Origin of the sequence: Nocardia thailandica NBRC 100428 (genome assembly GCF_000308795.1) — a bacterium.
Lineage (GTDB): Bacteria > Actinomycetota > Actinomycetes > Mycobacteriales > Mycobacteriaceae > Nocardia > Nocardia thailandica.
The window spans coordinates 67,833-78,898 of record NZ_BAGK01000311.1; the positions used below are offsets into that span (position 1 = coordinate 67,833).

At 68.1% G+C, this 11,066-nt stretch carries 15 protein-coding genes; 6 read left to right on the forward strand and 9 right to left on the reverse strand.

Translation table 11 applies throughout. The features are described from left to right. Nucleotides 1-344 precede the first annotated feature (344 nt). Nucleotides 345-1,196 (forward strand): NucA/NucB deoxyribonuclease domain-containing protein, encoded by an 852-nt coding sequence (locus ON36_RS35265; RefSeq protein WP_157225138.1) that lies wholly within the window; start codon nt 345-347, stop codon nt 1,194-1,196. On the opposite strand, the gene ON36_RS32025 is transcribed toward ON36_RS35265, so the two are convergent. Together ON36_RS32025 and ON36_RS32030 are read right to left on the reverse strand one after the other, a co-directional pair. Further along, complete coding sequence (locus ON36_RS32025) at nt 1,178-1,444, reverse strand: hypothetical protein (RefSeq protein ID WP_043661652.1); 267 nt, start codon at nt 1,442-1,444, stop codon at nt 1,178-1,180. The two genes, ON36_RS35265 and ON36_RS32025, sit on opposite strands and share 19 nt — an antisense overlap. A 477-nt stretch (nt 1,445-1,921) precedes the next feature. After that, nucleotides 1,922-2,299 (reverse strand): winged helix-turn-helix transcriptional regulator, encoded by a 378-nt coding sequence (locus ON36_RS32030; RefSeq protein ID WP_043661655.1) that lies wholly within the window; start codon nt 2,297-2,299, stop codon nt 1,922-1,924. 75 nt (nt 2,300-2,374) lie between these two features. Between ON36_RS32030 and ON36_RS32035 the strand changes: the two genes are divergently transcribed. Both ON36_RS32035 and ON36_RS32040 read left to right on the forward strand, forming a co-directional pair. Then, the gene (locus tag ON36_RS32035; RefSeq protein ID WP_043661726.1) at nt 2,375-2,785 is read left to right on the forward strand and encodes a RidA family protein; all 411 of its coding nucleotides are present in this window, start codon (nt 2,375-2,377) and stop codon (nt 2,783-2,785) included. A 195-nt stretch (nt 2,786-2,980) separates the two neighbouring features. Next, entirely contained in the window at nt 2,981-3,205 is a 225-nt protein-coding gene (locus ON36_RS32040; RefSeq protein ID WP_043661658.1) for a hypothetical protein, read from the forward strand. A 740-nt stretch (nt 3,206-3,945) separates the two neighbouring features. Here the strand turns inward: ON36_RS32040 and ON36_RS32045 are convergent. Further along, on the reverse strand, nt 3,946-4,923 hold the full coding sequence (locus ON36_RS32045) for a quinone oxidoreductase family protein (RefSeq protein ID WP_043661661.1): 978 nt from the start codon (nt 4,921-4,923) through the stop codon (nt 3,946-3,948). 321 nt (nt 4,924-5,244) lie between these two features. Here ON36_RS32045 and ON36_RS32050 point away from each other — a divergent pair, with 321 nt between their 5' ends. After that, nucleotides 5,245-6,222, forward strand: a complete 978-nt coding sequence (locus ON36_RS32050; RefSeq protein ID WP_218001274.1) for a quinone oxidoreductase family protein — start codon at nt 5,245-5,247, stop codon at nt 6,220-6,222. 12 nt (nt 6,223-6,234) lie between these two features. Here ON36_RS32050 and ON36_RS32055 read toward each other — a convergent pair whose 3' ends face one another. Further along, the gene (locus tag ON36_RS32055) at nt 6,235-7,080 is read right to left on the reverse strand and encodes a helix-turn-helix transcriptional regulator (RefSeq protein ID WP_218001275.1); all 846 of its coding nucleotides are present in this window, start codon (nt 7,078-7,080) and stop codon (nt 6,235-6,237) included. A gap of 32 nt (nt 7,081-7,112) precedes the next feature. Between ON36_RS32055 and ON36_RS32060 the strand changes: the two genes are divergently transcribed. Further along, nucleotides 7,113-7,517: a GlcG/HbpS family heme-binding protein gene (locus ON36_RS32060; protein ID WP_043661671.1), complete on the forward strand. Its 405-nt coding sequence runs from the start codon at nt 7,113-7,115 to the stop codon at nt 7,515-7,517. Nucleotides 7,518-7,745: 228 nt separating this feature from the next. Here ON36_RS32060 and ON36_RS33225 read toward each other — a convergent pair whose 3' ends face one another. The 3 genes from ON36_RS33225 to ON36_RS35270 form a co-directional block, all read right to left on the reverse strand. Next, nucleotides 7,746-8,675 (reverse strand): hypothetical protein, encoded by a 930-nt coding sequence (locus ON36_RS33225; protein ID WP_052314613.1) that lies wholly within the window; start codon nt 8,673-8,675, stop codon nt 7,746-7,748. Nucleotides 8,676-8,814: 139 nt separating this feature from the next. Beyond that, on the reverse strand, nt 8,815-9,153 hold the full coding sequence (locus ON36_RS32070) for an antibiotic biosynthesis monooxygenase family protein (protein WP_043661673.1): 339 nt from the start codon (nt 9,151-9,153) through the stop codon (nt 8,815-8,817). A 425-nt stretch (nt 9,154-9,578) separates the two neighbouring features. Continuing rightward, nucleotides 9,579-9,851 (reverse strand): hypothetical protein, encoded by a 273-nt coding sequence (locus ON36_RS35270; protein ID WP_157225139.1) that lies wholly within the window; start codon nt 9,849-9,851, stop codon nt 9,579-9,581. A gap of 128 nt (nt 9,852-9,979) precedes the next feature. On the opposite strand from ON36_RS35270, the gene ON36_RS35275 reads away from it, so the two are divergent. Further along, entirely contained in the window at nt 9,980-10,243 is a 264-nt protein-coding gene (locus tag ON36_RS35275; RefSeq protein ID WP_157225140.1) for a hypothetical protein, read from the forward strand. Between the two features lie 57 nt (nt 10,244-10,300). Here the strand turns inward: ON36_RS35275 and ON36_RS35975 are convergent, their stop codons facing one another. After that, on the reverse strand, nt 10,301-10,549 hold the full coding sequence (locus ON36_RS35975) for a hypothetical protein (protein WP_218001276.1): 249 nt from the start codon (nt 10,547-10,549) through the stop codon (nt 10,301-10,303). A gap of 34 nt (nt 10,550-10,583) precedes the next feature. After that, nucleotides 10,584-10,814: a helix-turn-helix domain-containing protein gene (locus tag ON36_RS35980; RefSeq protein WP_218001277.1), complete on the reverse strand. Its 231-nt coding sequence runs from the start codon at nt 10,812-10,814 to the stop codon at nt 10,584-10,586. Between the last annotated feature and the right edge of the window lie 252 nt (nt 10,815-11,066).

Consider the following 11,066-nt stretch of genomic DNA (forward strand, 5'->3'; position numbering starts at 1 on the left):
AACGACGACAGGGTCGCGGTGACCGGCCCTGGCTGGACTCCGACGTCATTGGCCGTCGCGCCGACCGAGCGCGATACCCGAATCACGTCGGAGACCAAGATGCCGGCGTGCCGCGACGTCGTTCCGGATCCGGCTCGGCCCCACACAGATCTCGGATTGTGTCGTTCGGAGGACACTGCACGTCTCGCACCGCAAGCGATCGACTCCCAACTGAACAAGACTACTGCACTGCCGATCTGCCCAGCGGGCAATGGGGCGGCGACAGAACCTATCAATGCGTTTGGGAGACTGGTGTACTCACCATCTACAACAGGCAAACCGGCGCACCGGCGGGTTCGATCAGCATGATCCAGGAGGCCCAGCTTCAGTCCCGGTGGAACTCGACCACCTGGGACGCCCGCACGGCGCTGCACATCATCGATACCAGCGGCGAGGGCAATAGGGCGTCGTATGCGATGTCGGTGTACTGCGCAACCACCGCCTCATGCAAAACCAGCTTCGGCAACACCGAACCACCACGACCCGTCACCGAGAAGCTGTACAAGCGCGACTACACCTTCGCCTCGACGGTCGGCGCCGGAGCGATCGTGCGCTCGAATGGGATCTTCGAGTTCACCTTCACCACCCCGAACATGAATCCTGAGACCACCGACGCGATCGCGGAACCGACAGTTCGTTGCGATCAGATCGCTGGAATGCGCAACTCAGCGGGATGCGTCGTTGTCGACGCCGAGCCGATCCTGGACATGCGCACCCGCAATGTGGTGCCTCACGCCGGTCACATCGGCTACGCCCAGTCCAGCGGCCTGCCCGGAGCACCCAACGGCACACCGTTGACCCGGACGATGAACAACACCATCGTGCAGAACAACCGCAACGTCTCCTGCAACCGAGTCCCCGGACCGCGCCCGGCGAGTCGACAGTGCGATGAATATCCGTTCGCATCGACTCTGGAAGGAGGTGGTGCGTCCGGACCGGCCCGCACATACGGAAACACCGACACCGATCCGTGTCGGCAAACCATGCCGCCCTGGGTTACCGTCCTGGCGATCCCGGTGCCCTTCTTCAGTTCCCAGGGGATCAGTATGTGCATGATGCCCGGGCGCGACAACATGCGGGGTGGCGGCATTCTGAGCTGGTTCTATGTCAAGAACAGGGTCCTCGACGGCGATACATTCTACGTGAAGGGCCTGTAACCACCGAGGAGTAGACGATGACCGAAACCGGGGCAGTCCAGGACGTGGAGCAGGTAGGCGCTGCAGACCGGCACTATGCCGTAGGCGGCCATCCACGAGCCCAGCGGAACGAGCGCGACCAGGTCGCCGTCGGCCATCACCAGCGCCAGGAACGCCACCAGCGCGCGCCAGGCCCCAACCCCGCTCGCGGGCTCATCGGGCACAGTGCCCGAGGTCGCGCCGTGGTCGCTGGCGTCGCCGAAATTCATGACCCTGTCCTGACCGTCGATCCGAGCGGGGCGGGGCGGCGATGCTCGACGGTGGTGCACCGCGCGACCTGCCCGAACTTGCGCGTAAACCATCTGCTGGCCGAAGCCCTCGACGAGGGCTGCGCGGGTGACGGACTGGCCACGGTGGCGGCGACGGTGTCCGGGCTGCCGACCGGTTGCAGTGCCAGCTGCCCGAGTGGCTGCCCGGCGGCGTGCTGCCGCAGGCGATCATCGCCTGCGTCCACCAGCTGCGCGCGGCGGGCTGCTGCTGTTGCTCGACCAGGCGCCGAAAGTCCAGGAACTCATCGACAACCCCGATCGTCACCCGGCTTAGCGAACGGGTCGCAGGTGGTCAGCGGCTCCGCTCGGCCGGGGCGGTGTCGGCCAGGTGCGCTTGCTGCTGAGCAGGGTCATGGTGGTGCGTCCGGCGCGCGGCATGATCGTGCCCGTTGGGAACCTGCTCGCCGAGATGTCGGCTCACCCGCGTTCTTGTCGGGCGTCGAAGGTTGCGCGTGCGCGTTCGATGGCGGGCATGTGGTGCGAGGTCCAGGCCAGCAGCACGTCGATGGGGTGTCGCAGGGTCTTGCCCAGTGGGGTGATCCGGTATTCGACCGCGACGGGCCGGGTGGAGACGATCTCGCGTTCGATCACGCCGTTGCGTTCGAGGCGGCGCAATGTCGCGGTGAGTGACTTCTGGGTGATCTGGGGGATGGCGCGGCGCAGTTCGTTGAAGCGGCAGGGCTTTTCGCAGAGCTCGTTGAGGATGGCGAGCGACCATTTGTCGAGGATCTGGTCGAGCAGTTCGCGGTGTGGGGCGTCGATGCGGAGTTCCTCGACTCCGGGGGTGGTGTCCATGGCGATACCTGGTTTCGTTGAAGTGTCCATTTTGTACTAGGTAGCTTAGCGATACCTAGTGTGGAGGAGATGGTCATGGCAGTTCGGCAGTTCACCCCCGAGGGCATGCTCGCCCCGGTCCCGTACCACCACGTCGCGGTCGGTACCGGGACCAGGCACGTCCACGTCAGCGGCCAGATCGCCCGCCGGGCCGACGGGACGCCGGTTGCGCCCGGCGATCTGGCGGGGCAGGTCGGGCAGGCGCTGCGCAACACCGCTGTCGGCCTCGCGGGCGCGGGTGCGAGTTTCGAGGACGTGCTGAGGCTGACCTTCTATGTGACCCGGTGGCAGCCGGACCGGATCGGCGAGTTCATCGCCGGTGTCGAGTCCGTGGCCGCCGAGGTCGGTCTGCGGCTGCCGCTACCGCCGTCCTCGCTCATCGGCGTCGACTACCTCTTCGAACCGGACGTGCTCGTCGAGATCGAAGCGACCGCCCTGCTGGACTGAACCCACGACGTAGGGCGGAGGAATCGGAGTAGAAGCGGGCTCCCGCCGGCCCGGCATTGTTGTCCTCGGCGCGGCGAGCACGGTTGGCACCGGGGGGACACCAATCCTGGGGGCAGGGAAACCGGTGGCTTTCACCCGCCTGCGGAGGGGCCTAGCCTCGGGCGGATCGCAACGACCTCTCTCGATGGGACCCCGATGAAACGATGGAACAGGACCGCCCTGGCGGCGGTCGGCGTGTTCGCCGTGCTCGCTCTCACCGCCGGCCCTGCGCTGGGCGAGCCGGTACGCATCCCGCTCGAGGACGCTGACCCGGTGCCTGCGCCGGTGGCCGACAGCGGGCTCGACGGGCTCACCGGATCCGCGCAGTTCCTGGCCTACTGCCTGGCGCACCCACCCTGCCGGATCGGCCCGAGCGTCTGACCCATTGCGGCGATGTCGTGCGGACCCGTCGAGCAGGGTCTCGCACGGCCCGCCGCCAGCCATGGGTCCCCGATGCTGTACGGGCCGCGCGGTGCACGGACCTCGCGCCCGGCTGCACGCGCAGGGTTCAGTGGCGGGTGCCCGGGGTGGTGTGGCACGGCTGCCGCCTCGCCACCGTGCCGTCGCCGCGAACCCGGCGCGGTCGCCGACATCGCCGCCGCCGTGCACCATCTGCTCACCGAGCGCGGCCCCGCTGCACCGCCCTGCTGACCGAGGGTCACCGAAACCGCCGGCGCTCACGAGGCTGCCGCGGCCGGGGTCAGCGCTCAGCACGATGACGGTATCGATACCATCCGGTGGTTCCGACAATAACTGGTGCGCAACATATTTGAGCGGACCAAGGCGCCGGTGAATCCTGGGCGTAACGCGGTCGTCACGGCTGCCGGGATGCCACAGTCGGGTGGCCGGCCGGGGGCGGGTCGATCCTGCCCTCCTGACCGCCCTTCGCCGTCGGCGCAGGCGCACTGCTCAGCACCGGCGCCGCCGGCTCCATCGGCCAACCCCGTACGGGCGGATGTGGTCGGTGGGGTCGCGGTCCAGCAGCGGCGATATCTGCTGGGCCGCTCCCAACTTCCGCAGCCCGCGCAGCAGCCAGGCCGCGTGCGGGGTGCCGACAGCGCGACGTCGGCGGTCGGGAACCGGCGTGACGCGCGGGGGCATCCGTGCCCGAACCAGGAGGTTCAGGGATTGACCGCGAGCACTACCTTGCCGGTCGAGGTTCGCCCACCCATGAGCCGATGCGCGTCGGCGATCTCAGCCAGTGCGAACTCGGCGGTGATCGGCAAGCGGACCGCCCCGGTGCTCACCAGCGTGAACGCGCTGTCGGCCAACTCGTGCAATTCTTCTGGCGCGTCCGTGGTCAGGCTGAGGATGGAGAATCCCGCGATCGACTGTCCCCGGGGCCCCAGCTCGGCCATGCCGACCTGCCACGGCTGTTCGCCGCCGGCGTTGCCGTAGGACACGACGCGCCCGAACCGGGTGAGCGAGGCGAGGCCGCGCTCGAGGGTCTTACCGCCGATGGAATCGAAGATCACGTCGACGCCGCGGCCCGAGGTAGCGGCCGCGACTTCGGCGTCGAAGGAGTCGCCGACGAACACCTCGTCGTAACCGAGTCCCCGGGCGAACTCCGCCTTGGCGTCGCTCGAGACGACGCCGTAGACCGTCTCCGCTCCGGCGATTTTCGCCATCTGCGCCAGCGCTGACCCGACCCCTCCCGCAGCGGCCTGCACGAGCACCGTCTCCCCGGCGCGTACTCGCGCGACGCTGTTCACCAGCGCGTAGGCCGTTGGCACGACGGTGGGCAGCGTCGCCGCCGTCCGCAATGCGATGCCGTCGGGAACGGCGAAAACCGTGGCCGCCGACACGACGGCAACTTCGGCGTAGGCGCCGCCGTCGACGATCGCCGCGACAGGTTGCCCGACAACGAATTCCGTCACACCGGCGCCTAGGGCACGGACGCGGCCGGAGAGCTCGAGCCCGAGCACGAACGGTAGGGCAGGCACGCGATAGCCGATCGAACGCCCCAGCAGGTCAGCGAAATTCAGCCCCGCGTAAGACACATCGATGGATACCTCGCCGGGACCCGGCTCCGGTATCGGCAAGTCGGCCAGCGTCAGTACCTCTGGACCCCCGAACTCCGCGATCTGCACAGCACGCACGTCAGCCTCCGTCGTGACTCGAACCGTCGAACGTTCGCAACCGCTCGTCTCGCCGGGCCATTCCCGGCGGTACAGGACTACCACGGGCCGTGTCCGAGGTCGCGGTGTATCGCCTGGCGACAGCTCCTGGGCCGCGCGGGCGCGAGAAGCTCTCATCTCCCATGCGGGGCCCCGTGTGGGCGCCTCGACAGGGCGGCGTGCGTCGACGCCGCGATCGCCGCACCACCCGACCTGCCTCGCCAGGACCTGTAGCCTGGTGGTGGCAGACCCACCATCAGCCGACACTGTTTCGGTGCTCGGCGCACCGGCACAGTGTGTTTCATGACAGAGACACCCCATATGGACGCGGTCGTGATTCCCCGGTTCGGCGGCGCGGAAGTGCTACGGAGCGACCGGATCGCGGTCCCGGTCCCCGGCCCCGGACAAGTCGCGATCGACGTGGCGTTCGCCGGCGCCAACTTCGCCGAGATCCTCTACCGCCGTGGCATCGCCCCGGTACCGCTTCCGTTCGTGCCCGGAATCGAGGTGGCCGGCCGGATCCGGGCTGTCGGGCCCGGCGTCACCCACCTGGAAGTCGGCAGACCGGTGGCTGCGTTGTCGATCGTGGACGGCGGCGGCTACGCCGAGGTCGTCGTGACGGCCGCGGACCTGGTCGCCGAACTCGACCCCGACATGGATCTGGCGACCGCCGCCGGTGTGCCGTCCAACAGCACCACCGCGTTCCTGGTCCTGGACCGGGTGGCGCGCATCGAGCCCGGCGAGCGGGTGCTGGTGCATGCCGCCGCCGGGGGAGTGGGAAGTCAGCTCGGCCAGGTCGCGCGGCTGCTGGGGGCGGGCCGGGTGGTCGGCACCGTCGGCAGTGCCGCCAAGATCGCGGTGGCGGAGGCGTTCGGCTACGACGAGGTCCTGCTGCGCGACAAGGTCTCGGGCGCGGGGGAGTTCGACGTCGTGGTCGACATGGTCGGCGGTCCGGCACGCCGGGCCGGTGCGGACCTACTCGCGCCGATGGGTCGGTTGATCGTGATGGGGAACGCCTCCGGTGCCGCCGATGTCGGGATCAGCGCCAATGATCTGTGGTTCACCAACCGGACCGTGTCGGGGTTCAACCTCGCGGGGTTCGCGGCCGTCCGTCCCGCGCAGGCGGGCGCGGCACTGCGCCGTGCCGTCCACGCGGTGTCGACGGGCCGTCTCACCGTCGCCGTCGAGACACTGCCGCTCGCCGCTGCCGCCGAGGCGCACCGTCGCATCGAATCCGGTACGACCACAGGCAAACTCGTCCTCGAGGTCGCGCCGCGGTGAACCCGCCGACGCTCATGGACGAGCTGAGGCCAGGAGCCGGCGCATCTTCTCGTCGGTGTCCGAGCCGGGGACTGGGTTGTGATACACCAGGTGCAGGTCGGGCCGGTCGGGGATCTGCAGCTGGCTGGCCTCGTAATCGAGCAGTCCGGCCCGCTGGTGGCGGATCCGTTTGGGCACCACCCCGGGGGTCTTGACCTGCTGCTGGGACCACAATCGGGCGAATTCGGGGCTCAGCCCGCTCAGCTCCTGCACGACCGCGGTGAATCCGGCGTCGCCGGGGTGATCCGACATCGACGCCCGGAACTGCGCCAGGACCTCCCGGACCACCTGCTCATGGTTCTCGTAGTCGAAGGCGTTGTTGCTGAAACACACCACCAGTGCGTTGTGGTCCTCGGGACCGAGGTCGAACAGGACGCGCGCGGCATCGTTGTAGGCGACCAGGTTCCAGTACCGGTCCATGATGTGGGCGGGATTGGGCATCCAGCTCTCGAGCAGCCGCAGCAGATGTTCGCCGACGGGGGCCCCGGTGGTTGCCGTCAGCGGTGGATTCAGCCCGGCCAGCCCGTAGAGATGACGCCGTTCGGCATCGTTGAGCCGCAGCGCCCGGCCGACCGCGTCGAGCACACTCGGCGAGACCGTGATGTCACGACCCTGTTCGAGCCACTGATACCACGACACCCCCACTCCGGCCAGCACCGCGACCTCCTCGCGTCGCAGGCCCGGTGTACGCCGTCGGCCACCGGCCGGCAACCCCGCCTCCTGCGGGCTGATCCCGGCCCGCTTCGCCACGAGGAACTCCCGCAGATCGGCCCTGCGTCGCTCGTCTCGCTCGGCCGATCCCACTCCACCACTACTCACCACCTCACGATAGACACCTGAGAGGAACAGCCGTGAACATCACCTCCACCCACGCTCGCACCGTGCTCGCCGCCGCCCTGCGTATCGCGCAAGACAACGATCACCCCGTCTCGGCGGCGGTCGTCGACACCGGCGGCAACCTCGTCGCGTTCGCCCGCATGGACCGGGCCACGCTGGTCACGATCGACACCGCGGTCGGCAAGGCGTTCACCGCCGTGAGCATCGGCGCCGACACCGTTGCGCTGACCGAGGCCATCCAGCCCGGCGCTCCGCTGTTCGGCACCGGCCTGGCACTGGCCGGATCACGATCCTTCGTCCCCTACGGGGGCGGCGTGCTGCTGCGCGACGGAGACGACATCATCGGCGCCCTCGGCATCTCGGGCGCGCCGACCTCGCTCGAAGACCACCACATCGGCGTGGAGGCGGCACGCAGCTAGGCGCTGACGCCCGGCTGTAACCCATGCCGTCCTACCAGCCCATCCGCTCACCTCGGTTCGTCCGTGTCGCCGGTGGCGGCGTGGGTCGTTCGATCAGCTCGTCCGGACCGTGACGCCGGGCGGCATCCGGTTCGACACAGGGGCGTGTCGCCCCGAGCCGGCTACCCTGGGCACTGGGGAGCAGGGTGGCTCCGCCGTGGTGCCCGACGTCGGCGACCTCGTGTTGCATCAGCATCCGTCTTTGGTGGGCATGGGCTGGCTGGGATCGAAGTAGGCTTCGGCCGGCCGTTCGGCGGGAGTGCCTGTCCAGACCCGGTTGGTGTAGTCGGGTGCGGTGAAGCCCTGGCGGTGCAGGGCGCAGCCGATCGAGAACTGATGACCGCGCATCGGGCCATAGTAGATGCCTTGGGATTCGGCGTCGTAGGCGGGATTGTCGATCCAGCGGTAGGCGGCTTCCCAGCGGTCGACGGCGACGATGTCGAGGGGGCCGGTGAGCATTTCGGGGTGTGGGGTGTCGAAGGCGTAGGCGACCACATAGTTGGTGTGGATGATCAGTTCGCCGTCGTCGTCGAGGGCTGTGGTCATGGTGCCGGTCACCCGGGGTGTTACCGGGAGCAGGGGGTAGCCGGTGGCGATCTTCACCGTCACCCACCAGGTGTGTGCCTCGTTGCCCGGACGCAGCTGCGGCCGGATCGTGGCGGCCTGGCCGGGAGCGAGCAGCGCCAGAACGGGTTCGGGGTCATGGTATTCGATCACCTGGCGGTCGAGCCGGGCGGCGATGATCAGCGCTCGCACCTTGCCCAATGCCGTGGCGACCTGTTCGCTGGTGTAGCGGCCGATCGGGGTGGGCGGCGGCGTGACGATGCCCTGCTCGCCTTCGGCCCAGTCCTGGGCGGGTGTGTGCTGGTAGGGGTGGGTCAGGTCGACGTGAGCGCGTTGGTCGAGGTGTGCGGTCGAGGTCGCGACCAGGTCGGCACCGGCCCGGTCTTCGGTCGGGCCGCGCAGGGTGAGCACGCAGATCGTCGCGAGCACGACCGTGACGCCGATCACCACACCGATCGACGTGCGGCGGCGCGTCGGGACCGGACGCGGTCGGTGTTCGTGGATCAGCCGTCGGGTGGTCTCCGGGCCGAACGGGTCCGGTGGCAGTTGATACATCGCGGGTTCCCCCTGGATCGATCTCCTCACCGGCGTGAGGTCTGGCTAGGTCACGGCGACGACCACGACGGTGGGGCGATGCCGTGGTGGCTCTCCGCAGCGGTGGGCCGGCACCGTTCCGGAGAGCCAGGGTGTGCATTCAGCAGTGGTGGACGGAGACGACGGTGTGCAGCTGCGGATCGAACCCCTCGGCGATGCGGGCGGCTTCGCGCAGATGCTCTTGTGCGGCGGGGTGTTCGAGCATGGCGTGGAAGTCTTCGGTCGTGCGCCACTGGGCGTAGTTGACGACCCGTTCGCCGTCGAGGCTGGCGTGGATGTTGGCGGCCACGAACCCGGGCCGGTGCCGGATCACTTCCTCGGTGGCGCGAGTCAGCAGTTCGACGAGTTCGCCCTGACGGTCCGGGGCGACGGTGAAGACGTTGATCAACGTCGCGAGCGGCGCATCCACCGAGATCATGGTCGTGGCGGGCGTTGTCATGATCGCCGCCCTCCTATGCACCGCATCGGGATCCGCACCGGATCGCATTGAGAATGCCTTCCAGCAGCGACAACGCCGCACTGCCGGAACTCGTTTCCGCAATCGAGACGGCCGTGTGCGGGGCGGGCGGCTGCGCGGTCGCCGTGGCGGGAAGCACGCACAGCAGAGTGGCCGCGGCCGTGGCGATCAGTGCTCGTGCTGATGTCATGAGAAGCCTTCCTCGAATCGGGATCGGAGTATCGCTGCACTCAGCGGGCCGATGGTGGAGCCGGTGTGGTCGTGGTCGGAGCCGGAGTCGTCGGGACCACGCGGGCCGGTAGATCAGGGAAATGGCGATCGCCCTCACAACCACCGACCGTGAGGGCGAGGCCCGCCGTAACGGACGAGGGTCAGTGGCGCGCGGCCGGATATCCGCTGCGGGCCGGTCATCGGGTGATGTAGCCGGTATAGGGGCCGCCGACGCAGATGAGCCCGTCGAGGTAGCCGCCGGTTTCCAGGCACAGCTGGGCATCGATCACCGAGTGATCGCCCTCGAATTCGGACTCGGCCACAGCCGGAACACACCACGCCGCCGCGACCGCGGCCATGCTGACAACTGTTGCCGCCGAACGCATCACCAGTCTCATCGGACCTTCCCCACCCAGCCCGGCACCGGCCGAGCCGGTCATCGAACCCTTCGAACGAACATTGTCGTTCATAAAAAGCGGTTTGCGCCAGTGGCGGAGTGGCCTCAGTTCCGGGGGGGGGCGGTGTCGTCGGCGTGCCCCGGGAATTGCGGGCAGGCAACCCGCTGTCGAGGGTCGATGCGCGATGGCATCCTGAGAACATGAACGTTCGCAAATTTGGTGGTGCTGTGGTTCTCCTGATCGCAGCATCAACTCTGGTCGCTGCGCCCTCGGCGCAGGCGCTGGGCCCCTCGACCGGCAGTGACCAGGTGAATCTGATGTGCCTGTTCAACACTCTGTCGGCGGGTCCGAAGACCGCTGATTGCTACCCGGTGGAGATTCCCCCGCCGGCGGGCGCGGGTGCCATCGGGTTCGGCCCCGGTCAGCTGCCGACCGGCTCGTTCGGCGGCGTCCAGAACACCTGACCGGAAAACAGGAGGAGGCACCGTCGCTGCGTCCCCGCGCGATGGTGCCTTCCGTATCTATGGCCATGGCACCACTGATGGGAACCGCCAGATCTCTCTGCCTTCGGGGGTGAGTTCGGAGTACTCGTTCTCTCGAATCAGGGTCCCCGAGGCCAGTTCCTCGGGCGTCGCCTCGACGAGAGCGAAGCCTCCACGATTGCTCACGCCCGGAACGGGAGAATTATTCGGGTCGAACTCGACGACCAACCCGTTGTCGCGCAGCTTCTTGTAGAACGACCGGAGCCGCTTCAGCTTGTATTGCGCCATGCCTTTACCGTCCGTGGCGGTGTACTCGCCGTGGTCACGCAGCCGCTGGTAAGGCGAGGTCTGTGTGAAGTCGACAGCGACCTTCCAAGGGGAAGTGCTTGAGGACTGTCTCGCGCGGGGTCAGCGATCCGCCGTATGTGCGCTTGATCCACGAAACGTACTGGCGCGTCACGCCGTATGCGCGCGCGATGTCAGATTGCGACAACCCCTTGTTCTTCAAAGCTTCCACAATCGAGAGTGTCAGCTTGTCCTCTTCGGGGTTCATGGGTACTGCTCCTGTTACCGGGGTGGACGTTCTGCTCGTTCAGTGTCGAGACTGTACATCTTTCCGTGTCACAGGGAACGCCCCCGACAGGCACACCCATGGGCACCTACCACGCCGTTGTGAAACCGGGCGTGTGACTGGACGCGAGTGTCCGAGTGCTGCGTGGCGGCGCCAGCGGGATGGTCTCTCGGGGCGGGCGCGGCGAAGCGTTCGCTTCGCCCGAGAGCGCTCGTCTAGTTGTCGCCGGCGTTT

Bases quoted from the DNA above. Each gene is read 5' to 3' on its own strand.
- ON36_RS35980 (WP_218001277.1), bottom strand. From the start codon at position 10,814: ATGAACCCCGAAGAGGACAAGCTGACACTCTCGATTGTGGAAGCTTTG.
- ON36_RS32030 (WP_043661655.1), bottom strand. From the start codon at position 2,299: ATGGACACCACCCCCGGAGTCGAGGAACTCCGCATCGACGCCCCACAC.
- ON36_RS35975 (WP_218001276.1), bottom strand. From the start codon at position 10,549: ATGGCGCAATACAAGCTGAAGCGGCTCCGGTCGTTCTACAAGAAGCTG.
- ON36_RS32050 (WP_218001274.1), top strand. From the start codon at position 5,245: ATGACAGAGACACCCCATATGGACGCGGTCGTGATTCCCCGGTTCGGC.
- ON36_RS32025 (WP_043661652.1), bottom strand. From the start codon at position 1,444: ATGAATTTCGGCGACGCCAGCGACCACGGCGCGACCTCGGGCACTGTG.
- ON36_RS35270 (WP_157225139.1), bottom strand. From the start codon at position 9,851: ATGAACGACAATGTTCGTTCGAAGGGTTCGATGACCGGCTCGGCCGGT.
- ON36_RS35275 (WP_157225140.1), top strand. From the start codon at position 9,980: ATGAACGTTCGCAAATTTGGTGGTGCTGTGGTTCTCCTGATCGCAGCA.
- ON36_RS35265 (WP_157225138.1), top strand. From the start codon at position 345: ATGATCCAGGAGGCCCAGCTTCAGTCCCGGTGGAACTCGACCACCTGG.
- ON36_RS32040 (WP_043661658.1), top strand. From the start codon at position 2,981: ATGAAACGATGGAACAGGACCGCCCTGGCGGCGGTCGGCGTGTTCGCC.
- ON36_RS32035 (WP_043661726.1), top strand. From the start codon at position 2,375: ATGGCAGTTCGGCAGTTCACCCCCGAGGGCATGCTCGCCCCGGTCCCG.
- ON36_RS33225 (WP_052314613.1), bottom strand. From the start codon at position 8,675: ATGTATCAACTGCCACCGGACCCGTTCGGCCCGGAGACCACCCGACGG.
- ON36_RS32070 (WP_043661673.1), bottom strand. From the start codon at position 9,153: ATGACAACGCCCGCCACGACCATGATCTCGGTGGATGCGCCGCTCGCG.